This is a genomic window from Flavobacterium sp., from assembly GCF_003525665.1.
Lineage (GTDB): Bacteria > Bacteroidota > Bacteroidia > Flavobacteriales > Flavobacteriaceae > Flavobacterium.
In genome coordinates, this window is sequence record NZ_DQDX01000068.1 from 1 (window position 1) to 16,689 (window position 16,689).

General features: G+C 33.0%; 18 protein-coding genes, 1 tRNA gene and 1 pseudogene. 16 read left to right on the top strand and 4 right to left on the bottom strand.

Translation table 11 applies throughout. From position 1 onward, the window contains the following. The 3 genes and pseudogenes from DIU01_RS04750 to DIU01_RS04760 form a co-directional block, all read left to right on the top strand. A pseudogene (locus DIU01_RS04750) lies at nt 1-418 on the top strand (hypothetical protein); the annotation flags it as partial. 113 nt (nt 419-531) lie between these two features. Then, nucleotides 532-1,455 carry a hypothetical protein gene (locus tag DIU01_RS04755; RefSeq protein WP_290832096.1) on the top strand — a complete coding sequence of 308 codons (924 nt, stop codon included), beginning with the start codon at nt 532-534 and terminating at the stop codon, nt 1,453-1,455. 74 nt (nt 1,456-1,529) lie between these two features. After that, the gene (locus DIU01_RS04760; protein WP_290832097.1) at nt 1,530-1,670 is read left to right on the top strand and encodes an SsrA-binding protein; all 141 of its coding nucleotides are present in this window, start codon (nt 1,530-1,532) and stop codon (nt 1,668-1,670) included. Here DIU01_RS04760 and DIU01_RS04765 read toward each other — a convergent pair. Beyond that, complete coding sequence (locus DIU01_RS04765) at nt 1,667-2,179, bottom strand: adenine phosphoribosyltransferase (protein WP_290832098.1); 513 nt, start codon at nt 2,177-2,179, stop codon at nt 1,667-1,669. The two genes, DIU01_RS04760 and DIU01_RS04765, sit on opposite strands and share 4 nt — an antisense overlap. Before the next feature lie 71 nt (nt 2,180-2,250). Between DIU01_RS04765 and DIU01_RS04770 the strand changes: the two genes are divergently transcribed. Next, nucleotides 2,251-2,324: transfer RNA gene (locus DIU01_RS04770), tRNA-Arg, on the top strand. A 147-nt stretch (nt 2,325-2,471) separates the two neighbouring features. On the opposite strand, the gene DIU01_RS04775 is transcribed toward DIU01_RS04770, so the two are convergent. Further along, nucleotides 2,472-3,395 carry a LysR family transcriptional regulator gene (locus DIU01_RS04775; protein ID WP_290832099.1) on the bottom strand — a complete coding sequence of 308 codons (924 nt, stop codon included), beginning with the start codon at nt 3,393-3,395 and terminating at the stop codon, nt 2,472-2,474. Between the two features lie 92 nt (nt 3,396-3,487). Between DIU01_RS04775 and DIU01_RS04780 the strand changes: the two genes are divergently transcribed. The 5 genes from DIU01_RS04780 (at nt 3,488) to DIU01_RS04800 (ending at nt 8,313) form a co-directional block, all read left to right on the top strand. Continuing rightward, nucleotides 3,488-4,924 carry an NADP-dependent isocitrate dehydrogenase gene (locus DIU01_RS04780; RefSeq protein ID WP_290832100.1) on the top strand — a complete coding sequence of 479 codons (1,437 nt, stop codon included), beginning with the start codon at nt 3,488-3,490 and terminating at the stop codon, nt 4,922-4,924. Between the two features lie 205 nt (nt 4,925-5,129). Continuing rightward, nucleotides 5,130-5,414 carry a hypothetical protein gene (locus DIU01_RS04785; protein WP_290832101.1) on the top strand — a complete coding sequence of 95 codons (285 nt, stop codon included), beginning with the start codon at nt 5,130-5,132 and terminating at the stop codon, nt 5,412-5,414. Then, nucleotides 5,414-6,250: a DUF6671 family protein gene (locus DIU01_RS04790; RefSeq protein WP_290832102.1), complete on the top strand. Its 837-nt coding sequence runs from the start codon at nt 5,414-5,416 to the stop codon at nt 6,248-6,250. Before DIU01_RS04785 ends, DIU01_RS04790 begins: the two co-directional genes overlap by 1 nt. A gap of 9 nt (nt 6,251-6,259) precedes the next feature. Next, entirely contained in the window at nt 6,260-7,213 is a 954-nt protein-coding gene (locus tag DIU01_RS04795) for an L-threonylcarbamoyladenylate synthase (RefSeq protein WP_290832103.1), read from the top strand. Nucleotides 7,214-7,344: 131 nt separating this feature from the next. Next, nucleotides 7,345-8,313: a sodium-dependent bicarbonate transport family permease gene (locus DIU01_RS04800; RefSeq protein ID WP_290832104.1), complete on the top strand. Its 969-nt coding sequence runs from the start codon at nt 7,345-7,347 to the stop codon at nt 8,311-8,313. A 100-nt stretch (nt 8,314-8,413) separates the two neighbouring features. Here DIU01_RS04800 and DIU01_RS04805 read toward each other — a convergent pair whose 3' ends face one another. Next, nucleotides 8,414-9,421 (bottom strand): LLM class flavin-dependent oxidoreductase, encoded by a 1,008-nt coding sequence (locus tag DIU01_RS04805; protein WP_290832115.1) that lies wholly within the window; start codon nt 9,419-9,421, stop codon nt 8,414-8,416. 197 nt (nt 9,422-9,618) lie between these two features. Here DIU01_RS04805 and DIU01_RS04810 point away from each other — a divergent pair, with 197 nt between their 5' ends. Continuing rightward, nucleotides 9,619-10,101, top strand: a complete 483-nt coding sequence (locus DIU01_RS04810) for a DNA-deoxyinosine glycosylase (protein ID WP_290832105.1) — start codon at nt 9,619-9,621, stop codon at nt 10,099-10,101. Nucleotides 10,102-10,286: 185 nt separating this feature from the next. Here the strand turns inward: DIU01_RS04810 and DIU01_RS04815 are convergent, their stop codons facing one another. Next, on the bottom strand, nt 10,287-11,702 hold the full coding sequence (locus tag DIU01_RS04815) for an MATE family efflux transporter (RefSeq protein WP_290832106.1): 1,416 nt from the start codon (nt 11,700-11,702) through the stop codon (nt 10,287-10,289). Nucleotides 11,703-11,874: 172 nt separating this feature from the next. On the opposite strand from DIU01_RS04815, the gene DIU01_RS04820 reads away from it, so the two are divergent. The 6 genes from DIU01_RS04820 to DIU01_RS04845 form a co-directional block, all read left to right on the top strand. Then, nucleotides 11,875-12,591, top strand: a complete 717-nt coding sequence (locus tag DIU01_RS04820) for a 3-ketoacyl-ACP reductase (RefSeq protein WP_290832107.1) — start codon at nt 11,875-11,877, stop codon at nt 12,589-12,591. Between the two features lie 127 nt (nt 12,592-12,718). Beyond that, nucleotides 12,719-13,327, top strand: coding sequence for a YkgJ family cysteine cluster protein (locus tag DIU01_RS04825; RefSeq protein WP_290832108.1), 609 nt, complete (start codon nt 12,719-12,721; stop codon nt 13,325-13,327). Nucleotides 13,328-13,370: 43 nt separating this feature from the next. Further along, nucleotides 13,371-13,739 carry a glyoxalase gene (locus tag DIU01_RS04830; RefSeq protein ID WP_290832109.1) on the top strand — a complete coding sequence of 123 codons (369 nt, stop codon included), beginning with the start codon at nt 13,371-13,373 and terminating at the stop codon, nt 13,737-13,739. Nucleotides 13,740-13,828: 89 nt separating this feature from the next. Beyond that, on the top strand, nt 13,829-15,097 hold the full coding sequence (gene pepT, locus DIU01_RS04835; protein ID WP_290832110.1) for a peptidase T: 1,269 nt from the start codon (nt 13,829-13,831) through the stop codon (nt 15,095-15,097). Nucleotides 15,098-15,263: 166 nt separating this feature from the next. Continuing rightward, a complete protein-coding gene (locus tag DIU01_RS04840; RefSeq protein WP_290832111.1) occupies nt 15,264-15,839 on the top strand; it encodes a DUF1801 domain-containing protein in 576 nt (191 codons plus the stop codon). After that, on the top strand, nt 15,823-16,689 hold an 867-nt coding region (locus DIU01_RS04845; protein ID WP_290832112.1), incomplete at its 3' end, for an alpha/beta hydrolase. The genes DIU01_RS04840 and DIU01_RS04845, both read left to right, overlap by 17 nt.

Genomic DNA, 16,689 nt, shown 5'->3' on the forward strand with positions numbered 1-16,689 from the left:
GGATGGAGCAATCATATTTGAAGGTGAATCCAAAATTGTTGACAATTTTATTTCTGGGGATATCCCAACACCACCAACGCCTCCAACTCCACCAGTTGCGCCAACATTGAATTTTGAAGTAGCCAAATTCCCTACAATGCCAACTCCTCCAACTCCGCCGAGTGGTTCTCCAATAAATAATGAAAAAGCTTGGAAGAAGTATGAGAAAAAAATGGAGGAATACGAGAAAAAAATCGAAGCTCTTGAACCTGAAATAAAAGCATTTGAAGAAAAAATGTCAAATTTTGACGAACGTATGAAACCCTTTGAAAAAGAAATGGAAGCCTTTGAAAAAAAGATGGAAGTTTTTGAAAAACAAATGGAGGTATATCAAGAAAAAATGGAAGTTTACCGAGAAAAAGAGAAAGCAAAAAGATAGTATTTAACTTTAAAAGTTAAAAATTTGCAAATCTGTTTTTATAGAAAACTTATTAATTATAATTTTGGTTTAACAATTTGAAAATCAATTTAAATAAACTTAATTTTTCTGTTATGTCACTTAAAAATTTTATCGCTTTAACGCTTGTTATGTTGTTGCAAATCAATTCGTTTGCACAAAGTAAAAAATCACTTTCTACCATAAACAATGATGATAACATTGTAATGACATGGAATAAAAACACACCCGAAAGTGAAATGAAAGACGATAGTAAAGCCTTGGCCGAAAAAGGAATTACTATTAAATATTCTAATGTAAAACGCAATTCCAACAAAGAAATTACGGCAATAAAAGTAGAATATTCTGATCGTCAAGGCAACAAAGGCAACATGAGTTATGACAATCAAAAACCTATAGGAACAATAAAATTATTTAAGCAAGGTGATGAAATTGGATTTGGTGAACCATCCAATTCGTCGAATGACATGTTTGCTGGAAATCCGCTTTTTCGAGGTCTGCCTGGAGGAGATAATTTCATGAAACAATTTAATTTTGGGAATGATGATGATAATTCGCAATCGTACAGTTTCAGTTTTCCTGACAAATTAAACTTTGGTGATTCTTCAGTAACTCGAATTCAAATTCAAAAAGACGGTAAAAAACCATTGATTATTGAAAATGGCGAAGTTATTGAAGGCGGCGAAGATTATACTCCAGAAGAAATTGAAAAAATAAAAAGTGAGAATAAAATAGAACGTTTTGATTTGAATGGCGATAATTTAAACAATAAAGAGTTTGATTTTAGAAATCAAGATGGTTTAGACAACTTCAAAAAGAAAATGGATGAGATGAAAATTGAGATGGAAAAGAAATTTTCAAACAAATCACAATTTGAAGAAAACAAATCGGATTTTGATAAAACAAAGGAAGAAATGTTGAAAGCCAAAGACGAAATGAACAAAGCTAAAGAAGAATTGGAACAAGCTAAAAAAGATTTGGAAAAAGCAAAATCTTCGATAAAACCAAGAAAAACTTAATAATCAGATATATTTAAATGAAAAAGACCATTCTAATTGAGTGGTCTTTTTTACTTTTGTAGAAATTATAACAGATGTATAAAATTTTAGCTAAAATAAACAAACTCATTTTACCCAGTTTCACCAAGCAACGATTGGATTTGGCTAAAGCAAAAAAGTGGCAAATGGCGCTTATTGGATATCGCTATTTTGTAACAACTCGCGCTTTGGATTAATAAGTTATTGCCGAGAAAATCGGTTTTCCTGCAATTTTTTCTCGTCCGTTTAAAAACGATAATTCCATTATAAAATTACACTGCACAATTTCGCCACCAAGACGTTCAACTAGTTCGCAAACCGCTTTTGCAGTTCCACCAGTGGCCAAAACATCGTCGTGGATTAAAACTCTATCACCTTTTTGAATGGCATCAACGTGAATTTCTAAAGTATCAGTTCCATATTCTAAATCATAAGAAGCCGAAATAGTATCAAATGGAAGTTTTTTAGGCTTACGAACAGGAATAAATCCGGCATTCAGTTCTTCCGCAAGTAAAATTCCGAAGAAAAAACCACGACTTTCCACTCCAATTACTTTATCAATTTGTTTATTTTTTAGATTAGATAGCAATAATTGCAACGTTTCTTCCCTTGCAATTGGATTTAATAGTAGCGGAGTTATGTCTTTAAACCCAATTCCTGGTTTTGGAAAATCCTGAATATCACGGATGTACTTTTTAAGTGGCATATTTTTTAAATTTTATAGTCAATTAGATTTGCAAGTTACACATTTATACTTATATTTGCACCCACAAAAAAGGCCTCGTGGCGCAACTGAATAGCGCATCTGATTACGGCTCAGAAGGTTACTGGTTTGAATCCAGTCGAGGTCACAAAATAAAATCGCAATTATCAAGAAATTAGATAGTTGCGATTTTTTTTTTATTTTCGTTTATGCCTTTCTGTGCCCACAACTAATAGTTTTAATAATTTATCGATTTATTTATCATAAAATCTTAAAAGTTTAAATAACATCAAGTTTAATAGGATTCAATCCAAGAAAAGTGATTTTTTATGATATTTTCTTTTTCTTCACTAACGAATTTTAAGAATGCAGCTGCTGTTGGACTTAGTTTTTTTCCTTTCAACCAAATTAATGTCCAGTTCGTTATTATGGGTAGATTTTTTACTGGAATTATTTTGATAGTTTTGTTTTCCAATTCATTTTTCAAACCAATTAATGGCATGATTGAAAGTCCAAGACCAGCAATTACGGCTTGTTTTACTGCTTCATTAGAGGTTAGTTGCAACTTCATTTTAGCTTGTACTCCTTGTTTTTTCATGTAATTTTCCATAGCTATTCTTGTAGCAGAACCTTCTTCGCGGTAAATTAAAGAGTTATTGGTAATGTATTCGTTTGTTTTTTTTACGTTCAACGCTTTGTCTTCAGTGGTTGCAACTAAAAATAATTTATTAGGCAAAAGTACTTCTGAGTTGACATCGATACCAGAAGGTAGTGTGGAGACTAATGCAAAATCAACTTCATTATTTTTTAAAGATTTAATCACTTTTAGTTTATTGGTAACATCCATTTCTAATTCGATGCCATTATTATCGTTTGTAAATTTTGATAAAAAATAAGGCATAACATATTTACCAGTTGAAACTACTGAAATTTTAAGTTTGCCTGTCAGTATTCCTTTAAAAGCTAATGTCTTGAAATTAATATTGTACACTTCATCAATTATATTTTGAGCAGCTATAGCAATTTCTTTTCCAAAATCTGTCACATACAATTGTCGACCAACTATCTCAGTTAAAGGGATTTCAAATTGACCTTGTAAATTTTTTAATTGAATTGAAACCGCTGGTTGGGTTAAATGCAATTCTTCCGCCGCTTTAGTAATGCTCTTGGTTTGCGTGATTTTTAAAAATACTTGTAATTGATGTAAGGTATAGTTCATAAAATTTGTTTATGTATTACATAACAAATATAAATAAAAATATATAGAATTGTGACTTTACCTTTGTCAAAAATTAATTAAACAGAACAACTATGCAACGAATCACTATCGCAAAAGGAGACGGAATTGGTCCCGAAATCATGGATGCTACTTTACAAATCATCAAAGCCGCTGGTGCTCAACTCGAGTATGATGAAATAGAGGTTGGAGAAAAAGTGTATCTCTCAGGAAACACATCAGGAATTGCAAAAGAGAGTTGGGACACGATAATTAGAAATAAAGTATTCTTGAAAGCTCCAATTACTACTCCGCAAGGTGGAGGTTACAAAAGCTTGAATGTTACAACTCGAAAATTTTTAGGATTGTATTCTAATGTAAGACCATGCATCAGTTTGTATCCGTTTGTTACTACAAAACACCCTGAAATGGATATTGTTATTATTAGAGAAAACGAAGAAGATTTATATGCTGGTATTGAGCATCAACAAACAGATGAAGTTGTTCAATGTTTAAAACTTATAAGTCGTCCTGGCTGTGAAAAAATTATCCGATATGCCTTTGAATATGCTAAAGTGTATGGAAGAAAAAAAGTCACATGCTTTACAAAAGACAATATAATGAAACAAACCGATGGACTTTTCCATCAAGTTTTTGATGAAATTGCTACTGAGTATCCCGAAATAGAAAACGAACATTGGATTATTGATATTGGAGCTGCCAAAATGAGCGATACACCCGAAGCATTTGATGTTATTGTCACATTGAATCTGTATGGGGATGTCATTTCAGATATTGCTGCGCAAATTGCAGGTTCTGTTGGACTTGCTGGTTCAGCAAATATTGGTGAAGAATGCGCAATGTTTGAAGCCATACACGGTTCAGCACCAAGGAGAGCAGGACAGAATATGGCAAACCCTTCTGGTTTATTAGAAGGCGCGGTTATGATGCTAAACCACATTGGTCAGACCGAAGTTGCAGAAAAGGTACAGAATGCTTGGTTAAAAACTATAGAAGACGGAATTCATACTTATGATATTTATAACGAAGGAATTAGTACTCAAAAAGTTGGAACTAAAGAATTTGCACAAGCAGTCATAAATAATTTAGGTCAAAATCCTTCCCTTTTAAAATCAGTAAAATTTGCCAAAGATGCTGTTTTAAATTTACCGAAATATGTAAGAAAACCTGCTGCAAATAAAGAATTAGTTGGTGTGGATTTATTTGTACACTGGAATGGCACCGACCCAAATGAGTTGGCCGAAATGATGCAAAATATTAACACTGAAAATAGGCATTTGTCAATGATTACCAACCGAGGCATTAAAGTTTGGCCCGATGGATTTCAAGAAACTTTTTGTACCGATCACTGGAGATGTAGATTTAAACCTACCGAAGGAAAAGTTTTGCATAAAAATGATATCATTACCTTATTATCCGGAGCCTTAGATGCAAAAATTGATGTTATAAAAACAGAAAACTTGTACGAATTTGACGGAAAACTAGGTTATTCGTTAGGTCAAGGCCAATAAGAAACTATAAAGTTAATCAGTATTAATAAATGAAAAAAAATAGCGCTTTTCAAAAAGACACTTTAATGCTAATTGTATTAACGCTGTTTGTTGTCGGAAATTTAGTTGTGAATATCTTTTTTACATCCAATTTAATCAACACCAGCTTATTAGGTATATCCTTATTATTAGTAGTAACACAATTAAAAAAAATGAACATAAAATTATGAAAACAGAAGAAAAAAAAGAATTCAAACTCATTGACAGCACTTTTACTCCTAATGAAGCCAATAACGTGCTATCCGATTTAATTAAGAGTAAAATTAGTTACCATAAACTTGATGATTTTAGTCAGCATATTCGATTTGAAAGAGACAGTCAACACTCTAAAAATCGTATTGAACAACTGCAAGCAACTCAAGAGGAACTTAAAGAATTTATAAATATAGCAAAAGCAAAAGGCGTTAATTTGGTAATTAAAAGTAACGTTTTTATTGAATATACTGAGTAATGTTTTTAAATAGAAAACTGCTTATTGCAACAAAACACAATAAAGAAGAAGTTATCGCTCCTTTATTTGAACAACAACTTGGTGTTTCATGTTTTGTTACCGATGTATTTGATACCGATACCTTAGGTACTTTTTCAGGTGAGGTTCAAAGAAAAGATGATGCACTATCGACCCTTCGCAATAAATGCCTCCTAGCTATGGAAAAGAATAATTGTGAATTAGTTATTGCTAGCGAAGGGTCTTTTGGTGCTCATCCATCGGTTTTTTTTGCTCCTGCAGATGAGGAATTTATGATGCTTGTTGATAAAAAGAATAAGCTTGAAATTATAGTTAGAGAACTTAGTATGCACACCAATTTTAGCGCATCCAAGATTACAAGTCAAACCGAGTTATTGGAATTTGCTAGTCGTGCTCAATTTCCTTCTCATGCTTTAATTATGAAACCTGCAGAAAATAATTATGCTAGAGTAGTAAAAGGAATTACAAATCATGACGAACTGAAGAAGAATTTTGAGGAATTTAAAAGTGATTTCGGAAGTGCGTATGTTGAGACCGATATGAGGGCTAATTTCAACCCGAGTAGAATGAAAGTGATTGAGAATACTGCCAAAAAACTTTTAGAAGCTGTGCAATCCAAATGTCCAAACTGCGAATTTCCCGGATTTGTGGTTACTGATGCATTACCAGGTTTACCTTGTGGTTGGTGTAATTGTGCCACACGCTCAACACTTTCCTTTTTATACACTTGCAAAAAATGTGACTATACTAAGGAAGTGTTTTATCCTCATGAAAAAACAAAAGAAGATCCAGCCTATTGCGATTTTTGTAACCCATAAAATTTTATAATGATATCAAAAGATATAGTTCAAGCCGCACATTTATTAGAAAATAACGAGGTAGTTGCTATTCCAACAGAAACTGTATATGGTTTAGCAGGTAATATTTACAGTGAAAGTGCTATCAAAAAAATATATGAAGTAAAAGGAAGACCATCAAATAACCCACTTATTGTTCATATAGGATCTAAAGATGCAGTATCTAATTTGGCCACTTACGTACCAAACAAAGCGAAAGTATTAATTGATAAATTTTGGCCTGGACCACTTACTTTAGTATTACCAAAAAAAGAAAATATTTCAAATTTAATCTCGAGTGGAAAAGATACTGTCGCTATAAGAATGCCTAATCATCCTGAAACATTAAAATTGTTACAGTTGTTACCTTTTCCTTTGGCGGCACCAAGTGCAAATCCTTTTGGTTCTATTAGTCCTACATCGGCGGTTCATGTTGCGAATTATTTTGAAAATAAAATCCCAATGATTTTAGATGGTGGCGAATGTAAAAATGGAATCGAGTCAACTATCATTGGATTTAACGGCGAAATCCCCATTCTTTATCGATTAGGCTCTATTTCTGTTGAAGCTATTGAGAATGAGATTGGTTCAATTAATATACATACTATTGAAGAAAAGTCTCCCAATGCACCTGGAATGATGCTGAAACATTATTCGCCAAAGACTCCAACAGTACTTGTACCAAATGTTATTGACGCGGTCGATTATTATAAAGATAAAAAGATTGGGATTTTAGTATTTGATTCAAAAATAAATAATCCGTTGGTGGTTCATCAAGAAGTGCTTTCAACCACTTCTAATCTAGAAGAAGCTGCTTCTAACTTGTACGCGGCAATGCATCGGTTGGACAAATTAAATTTGCAAATAATTATTACTGAGCAGTTTCCTGAAAATAATCTGGGTAGAGCCATTAATGACCGATTAAAAAGAGCATCCCAAAAGTAAGATTCTCTATTTTTTTAAACTAGTTATGTTTTTATCAAAGACCATTTAAAACTACATCATAATTTATTCTCCATTATTTTAAATAGAGTCCCAAAAGCTTTAATTAAAGTGTAATAAAACACCTCAACTCAATGAATATTAATTTACTCTTAGACAATCTCACCAATCCAGCTTTATTATTTTTTCTTTTAGGTATAATTGCTGCTCGACTAAAAAGTGATTTAGAGATTCCTGCCAACAGCTCTAAATTCATTTCATTATATCTTTTATTTTCAATAGGATTTAAAGGAGGACAAGAGTTAGCGCACAGTCATTTCACTCTTGACATCGTATGGTCTGTTATTTTTGGAATAGTTATCGCCTTGTTCATTCCATTTTATTGCTTCTTTCTTTTGAAAAGAAGATTTAGTATTGAAAATGCTGGTGCCATTGCTGCTTCCTATGGCTCTGTTAGTGCAGTAACTTTTGTAACAGCGGTAAGTTTTCTAGAAATTCAAAAAATTAATTTCGGCGGTCATATGGTTGCTGTAATGGCACTAATGGAAGCACCAGCTATTGTAGTAGGCGTAATTTTGATGCGTATTTACAATAAGACAAAGGAAAACACCAAACAAACAAGTTTGTCCTCTGTTGTCAGACACTCACTTACCAACGGAAGTGTCTTGCTCATATTAGGAAGTTTGGTCATTGGATTTTTAGCAAGCGATCAACAAGCAATGGGAATAAAACCATTTACAAATGATATTTTTAAAGGATTTTTAGCCATCTTTTTGTTGGATATGGGTATTGTTAGTGGTAAAAAGCTGAACGAATTTATAAAAAGTGGTTGGTTTGCCACAGGATTTGCGCTCGTAATACCTTTAATTAATGGTTGTTTAGTAGCCTATTTGAGTCAATTGGTAACTAATGACATTGGAAACCGATTTATTTTTGCCATTTTAGCAGCAAGTGCTTCCTACATTGCAGTGCCTGCAGCGATGAAAATTGTGGCGCCAAAGGCTAATCCTGGTTTGTTTCTACCAATGGCGCTAGCGGTTACTTTTCCTTTAAATATTACCATTGGCTTTCCAATTTATTTTGCCATAGTTTTATGCAAATAATAAAAATGATTGCTAAAAAATCTCCTGCATTTTGGTCATAAAAACTAAAAGCTCTGATTTTAATCGGAGCTTTTTTTATTCACTTATTAATCCATTAAAATTAAATCCCATTTATTTCATCCATGACTTCCTTCCCTATTTTTAGACTTTTCAGTTTATCTGCGTGATTGTAAATCGGACATGTTATCATTACCTCATCAATTTGAGTGAAATCAATAAATTTTTTCAGTTCTTTAACTAAACTTTGTTTGTCGCCAATGAAAGAACATGCTGTCATTTGATCTACATGAAAACGCTCGGTTTCATTCATAAGTCCGTTTAAAGAAGCTACTGGCGGTTGTAAAGGTTGTCTGTTATTCTGAATCAAATTTAAAAACATTCGATATAAACTTGTCGATAAAACTTCGGCTTCTTCCTTAGTATCAGCGGCAATTAAATTGACACAAGCCATCGTTTTTGGTTCTGAAAGATATTCTGATGGTTCAAAATTTTCTCTGTAAAATTCAAATGCCTGAATCATTTGTTTTGGTGCAAAATGTCCGGCAAAAGCATACGGCAAACCATAAGCTGCAGCCAATGCGGCACTATCCATACTAGAACCTAAAATCCAAATAGGAACTTTTAATCCTTCTGCAGGAAAGGCTCTTACTGCTGAAGTACTATTTTCTTCTGAAAAATAAGTTTGCAATGCAGCGACATTTTTAGGAAATTGCTGCGATTCTTCATAAAAATCTTTTCTGATGGCTTGAGCTGTTAATCCGTCTGTTCCTGGCGCACGACCTAATCCTAAATCTATTCTATTTGGATAAAGTGTTTCTAAAGTTCCAAATTGTTCTGCAATAATTAAAGGTGAATGATTGGGCAACATAATTCCACCCGAACCAACGCGAATATTTTTAGTTTCACCAGCAATATATCCGATTAAAACTACTGTTGCTGTGCTTGCTACGTGTGCCATATTGTGGTGTTCAGCGAGCCAAAATCGGTTGTAACCTAAAGCATCGGCAGCTTGAGCAATTTCTTTTGTTTTTTGAAGGGTTTCACCGGTATCGCTTCCTTTAGAAACGATAGCCAATTCGAGTATTGATATGGGAATATTTTTTGACATTTCGTATTTTAAATCTTTATGTAAAATTAATTCATTCTTTCGACTTGAAATTTTAAAAGCGGTAACTTTAACAGAACTATAAGCTTCTGTTTGCATGTTTTAATTTTCACTTGTGATTCAGATTCCTATTTATTACATTAGATCACTTTTAAAACCAATACTAATTTTAAATACTACTTCTTTAAAAACGAAAACTCATGATAAAATATTCATTTGAACCCATATCAAATAAAGAAGCTACTATTTTAATTTTAGGTACAATGCCTGGCGAACAATCTATTTTATTGAATCAGTATTATGGACATGCACGTAACAATCTCTGGAAATTACTGTTCACAATTTTTAAAACACCTTTTTCAGACGATTATGAAAATAAAAAAGCATTATTGCTAGAAAATCACATTGCGTTATGGGATGTTTTACAAGTCTGCGAAAGAAAAGGAAGCCTTGATAGTGCTATAAAAAATGAAGTTGCCAATGATTTTGAACATTTTCTAAAAAACCATCCTAAGATCAATCACATTTTTTTTAACGGACAAAAAGCGGCTAGTTTCTTTAAGAAATATGTAATTCTAGAAAAACATTATCAAACTACAACATTACCATCTACAAGTCCGGCAAATGCAGGCAAAACATTTGAAGAAAAACTTTTGGAGTGGAAGCAAATTCTTTTAAAATAGCACTAAGCTGCAGTAACATATTTTGTAAGTCTAAGTTCTCAATACATTTTCTATAAAACAACTTTCTCACAAAAAAAACTCGAAGTTAAAATAGTAATAAACCAAGAACCGAAAACTGAAAACCGAAAACCGAAAACCGAAAACCGAAAACCGAGAACCGAGAACCGAAAACTGAAAACCTAAACCTAAACCTCAACAACCTTCCATTTTCCTTTTTTGAAGAAATAAAAAGCTAGAAAAGCTAAAACAGTTTCTGCGGTAGGAATTGCGATAAACGCTCCAAGCGGACCCATTTTAAAGTAAACTGCAAGTAACCAAGCTAGCGGAATTTGTATAATCCAAAAGCAAAAAATGTTAATCCATGTTGGTGTTTTAGTATCACCAGCTCCATTTAGTGATTGAATCATTACCATTCCGATTCCGTAGAAAATAAATCCGAATCCCATTATTCGCAATGCTTGAACTCCGTAATCGGCGATTATTTTATTGGATGTATAAAAACTAATAATTGTTTCTGGCAGAAGAACAAACAACAGAGAAACAAATCCCATAAAAATCACCGTATATCTTGTAGTAAGAAAAACACTTTGCTCGGCTCTATCGGTTTGTTTAGCACCTAAATTTTGACCAACTAATGTTGCAGCAGCATTACTAAAACCCCAAGCTGGAAGAATAAAAAACACTACATTTCTAATCGCTATTTGATAACCTGCACTTGCGTCTGTACTTCCAGTAATTGATACTATATAAGTTAATACAATCCAACTTCCGCTTTGGATGAAAAATTGCAACATCGCAGGAGTTGCAATATTTAACAGTGATTTTATAATTTCAAGATTTGGTTTAAAATAATTTCTAAGAATTTTAATGGTTCTATCTTTTAAAAACAAATGATAACATTGGTAAAATACGCCAACAGTTCTTCCAATAGCTGTTGCAATTGCAGCACCAGTTAAGCCAAGCTCTGGAAAAGGTCCAACTCCGTAGATTAATATCGGACACAAAAAAATATTGATGATACTTGCAATCCATAAACTTCTCATTGCCATTGCAGCATCGCCTGCGCCACGAAAAATTCCGTTGATTAAAAACAATAAAATAATTGCTGGACTACTTGCAAAAATAATTCTAGAAAACATTGCTCCTTCATCAATCACTTCTTGCTTTGCTCCCATTAATCCGAGGATATTTGGCGCAAAAATATAGCCTAAAATAGCCACAATTATAGATACAAATACCGAAACAATAATGGCTTGTGCACCCGATTTAGAAGCGCCAACAACATCTTTCTCTCCTATTCTTCTAGATACAATTGCAGTTGCACCAACACTTAAACCAATTCCGATGGTGTAAACTAATGAGATAACGGCTTCGGTTAAACCAACGGTCGCAACGGCAACATCTGCATTGGGCAAATGACCTACGAAATAAATGTCAACAACAGCAAAAATCGACTCTAAACTCAATTCTAAAATCATTGGAATAGCCAATAAAACAATAGCAACTTTTACGTTTCCTTTTGTGTAATCGTGCTCTTCTCCTTTAATAGATTGTTTTACTAACTTGAAAAAATGTTGCAGTTTATGTGTGCTGAAAGCCATTAGATTTGCTGTTTGAAAATTCAAAAATAGTTTTTTGTTATGAAAGTTGTTTTAACTTATAAATAATATTTCAATTATTTGAAATTACTGATACGCTAATAATCCGTTAAATTTAAGATTCAATTCATATTGATTCGATTTCAGAATAGTAAATTTGTATAAAAATATACTAATGGAAAATTTAAAAGGTAAAAAAGCAATTATCACTGGTGGCGGAAAAGGTTTAGGAAAAGCTACTGCTATTGCTTTTGCAAAAGAAGGAATTGATGTTGCTATTACTGGAAGAAACGAACAAAATCTGCTTAATACAGTAACAGAATTGAAATCGTATGGTGTAGATGCCATTTATGAACTATTTGATGTAGGCAATCATGAAGAGGTGAAAGATGGTATTGAACGTATTTTACACCAATTTGGGTCGGTAGATATTTTAGTAAACAATGCCGGAATTGCAGCTTTTGGAAGTTTCTTAGAAATGAGTCCAGAGAAATGGAATGCCATTATTCAAACCAATGTAATGGGAATGTATTACGTAACTAAGGAAGTTTTGCCTTATTTAATCACTAAAAATGAAGGTGATATCATCAATATTTCTTCAACTGCAGGAATTACTGGTAATGCAAATACTTCAGCATACTCAGCTTCAAAATTTGCAGTAATTGGACTGTCGGAAGCGTTGATGAAAGAAGTTAGAAAAAATAATATTCGAGTTTGCACGTTAACACCAAGTACAATCGCATCAGACATGTCCTTAGAATTAGGAATTACGGATGGAAATATAGAAAAAGTATTACAGCCAGAAGATTTTGCCGAACTTATTGTTTTAGGACTAAAACTACCGCGAAGAGCAATGCTGAAATCGGCTTCCTTGTGGTCGACAAATCCGTAAGAAATAAAAACCTCGCAGCTATCAAACACTGCGAGTTTTTTTTTATTCAAATAGTTATATGTTAATTACAAATATAAAAGTCAAGATGTAACTCAAGCTAGTAGCAATAGCCTACCTTACAAAAAAAATGACTTTAGAGTGTAAAGTAGAAAAAGTAGAAATCTTATTTAATAAACTTGAACTCGAAATTGCGAGTTTCAATTTAAAAGCAAACTTACATTGTCTTTCTGGTTGCGGAAAATGCTGTTCAACACCCAATATCGTTGCTACTTCACTAGAATTTTTACCATGGGCTTTTCATTCTTTTCTAGAAGGTAAAGCCGAAGAATTACTCGAAGAATTAAAAAATAAATCGTCTGCAATTTGTCACATTTATCGTCCGTTATCATTAGTTGATACTGTTAACGGCAAATGTTCCAGTTATAAATACCGCGGATTAATCTGTAGACTTTTTGGTTATGCCGCGAGTAAAGATCAATATGGTAAAAATCGAATGGCAACTTGTAAATTCATCAAAGAAAATCAACAAGAAAACTACGATAAAACTTCAGAATTAATTCAAAACGGACTTTACGTTCCAATAATTTCCGATTACTATATGAATCTTGCACAAATAGATCTGCAACAAGGAACTACCTTGGTTCCAATTAACATAGCATTGAAATTAGCATTAGAAGAAGTCTTACATTACCATGCTTATCGACCTTTACCCGATGGACTTAAAGAAATTGCGTAAGATTTTTTAGTATATTTGACTAACAATTAAATAGTCATAAAACATGCAACATAAAGCCAAATCCATTCGTCCGTTTATTGGAAGTGAAAATTTTGAAACCTCACGTAATTTTTATACCTATTTGGGTTTTCAAGAAGTAGTATTAGCCCACAACATGTCTCTATTTCAAAACGATACAATTGGTTTTTACCTTCAAGATGCCTACGTAAAAGATTGGATAGACAATACCATGGTTTTTATGGAAGTTGAAGATGTTGAAGAATTCTGGAACAATCTTGTTGCTATAAATCTAACTTCAAAATATCCTTCCGCAAAATTAATTCCGATGAAATCATACGATTGGGGAAAAGAATGTTTTCTTATTGATCCATCTGGGATTTTATGGCATTTTGGAACGTTTTCAACCAAATAAATTAAAATCAGAAATAACATTTACTAACGTTTATCAACTGCCCAAAAACAAAATATTCCCTACATTTGTCCTTTACTTAAACCAACATTATGCAACATATTATTGATCGCTTTATAAGCTACGTTACTATCGATACTGAATCGGATGCCAATTCACCAACAACTCCAAGCACAAAAAAACAATTAGTTCTAGCTAAATTATTAGTTAAAGAATTAAAAGACATCGGTTTAACCGAAGTTACCATCGATAAAAATGGTTACGTAATGGGAACTTTACCAAGCAATGTAGAACACGAAGTTCCAACAATCGGTTTCGTTTCGCACTACGATACTTCGCCCGATTTTACTGGAAAAGACGTTCAACCACAAATAATTCCAAATTATGATGGTAAAGATATTGTTCTAAACAAAGAGCAAAACATCGTTCTTTCTCCAAGTTATTTCAAAGATTTATTGCTTTATAAAGGCCAAACATTAATTACAACCAATGGTTTAACGCTACTTGGTGCCGATGACAAAGCCGGTTTAACCGAAATTGTTACGGCTATGGAATACCTTGTGCAACATCCAGAAATCAAACACGGAAAAATTAGAGTCGGATTTACACCAGACGAAGAAATTGGTCGTGGTGCCGATATTTTTGACGTAGAAAAATTTGGCGCACAATGGGCTTACACTATGGATGGAAGTCAAATTGGCGAATTAGAATATGAAAATTTCAATGCTGCTGGAGCCAAAATTATCTTTAAAGGTAAAAGCGTTCATCCAGGTTATGCCAAAGGAAAAATGATCAATTCTATGCTAATTGCCAATCATTTCATCAATAAATTACCCAAAAACGAAATTCCGCAAGAGACCAAAGATTACGAAGGTTTCTATCATGTTACTGGTTTAACTGGAAGTCTTGAAGAAACCAAATTAGAACTTATCATTCGCGATCACGATGCTAAAAAGTTCAAAAAACGTAAAAAAAGAGTTCAAAAAATTGTCAATGACATCAATAAAAAATTCGCAAAACAATTTGGAGAAGACATCTGCATCGCCGAGATAAAAGACCAATATTACAACATGCGCGAAAAAGTAGAACCAATGATGTTCATAGTTGACCTTGCCGAAAAAGCAATGAAACAACTCGGAATCAAGCCATTAATCAAACCAATTCGTGGCGGAACAGACGGTTCTCGTTTGTCGTACATGGGTTTACCATGCCCGAATATTTTTGCTGGCGGACACAATTTTCACGGAAAATACGAATACGTTCCAGTAGAAAGCATGCAAAAAGCCGTTGACGTAATTGTAAAAATCGCCGAACTAACAGCTACAACCGATTTTTCTAAAGAAAATAAAAAGAAGAAATAAATTTATTGGGAGCGAATGGCTTGGTGATTTCTTGGTTTCCGTATTCCTGCTTTTCGTTACAATCTTTTCTTAATTGCCTTGGGTTTCAACCCAAGGCAATTAAGAAAAAATTTCCACTGCAATCAGGGCTAGATTGTAAATGTATTGAATAAATGTCAAGAATTTTATGGAAGATAAAAAAAGTTGGCACAGCAACGATTTATGGGAAGAAGAAATCGAAACTTTAAAATCCATAATCAATAAAACCGAATTAGTTGAAACCACAAAATGGGGCGGAATCGTATATACCATAAACAACAAAAATGTAATTGGTATTGGCGGTTTCAAAAACTTTTTTACCATTTGGTTCTTTAATGGCGTTTTCCTTAAAGACGAAGGCAATCTATTGGTTAATGCCAATGATGGTGTAACAAAAGGTCTGCGTCAATGGCGATTTACTTCCAAAAGTGAACTAAATGAAAAGTTGATTTTGGCTTACATCAAAGAAGCAATTGCAAATGAAAAAGATGGAAAATCAATAAAACCAACCAAAAAAGAAGTTGAAATAGCTGAGTTTTTTCAAAGTCATTTAGACAACGACACGTCATTTGCGGAAGCGTTTTTCGAATTTTCACCATACAAACAAAAAGAATTTTTAGAATATATAGATAGCGCGAAACAAGAAAAAACCAAAATCACACGATTCGAAAAAATCAAACCTATGATTCTCTCCAACATTGGTTTAAATGACAAATACAGATAATAAATCATTAAAAATGAATTACTTCAGGCGAAATAAAATAAAAGTTATTCTATTTACTACATTGGTTTTTTACATCATTATTTGTCAATCGTGTATGACTATGCGAACGAGTAAATCAAAAACAAAAACTTTCTTTAAAGAGTCGAAAACTACCTATATCGATAGCACCATAAAAATTGACGATTCAAAAATTCATTTTATTCAAACTGGAAAAGAAGATCTTCCTACCCTATTTTTTGTTCATGGTTCGCCTGGAAGTTGGAACAGTTATAAAGATTATCTAAAAGATACTTTGCTTCTTAAAAAGTACCGAATGATTTCAATTGATAGACCAGGATTTGGTTATAGCAATTTTGGTGAAGCACAAGATTTAGACGAACAAGCAACTATAATTGAGCAATTTGTAGAAAAAATTAAGAACGGAAAAAACATTTATTTAATCGGTCATTCGTACGGCGGACCAATAATTGTAAAAATGGCAATTGACAAACCCAACGATTACAAACAGTTAGTAATTTTGGCAGGTTCAGTCGATCCAAATGCAGAAAATCCAGAAACTTGGCGACCAGTTTTTATGTCGAAACCACTTCGGTATTTAATTCCGGGTGCATTACGACCAGCAAATGACGAATTATGGTGGTTAAAAAATGATTTGTTTAGAATGAAACCCAATCTTAAAAAAATAACTACAAACGTTGTGATTATTCATGGAACAAAAGACCGTTTGGTTCCTTTTAGCAACGTGATTTTCATGAAAAAAGAATTCATAAATGCGAAATCGGTTGAAGAAATTTCTATAAAAGACGCCGATCATTTTATACCATGGTCGCATTATGAAATTGTTAGAAAC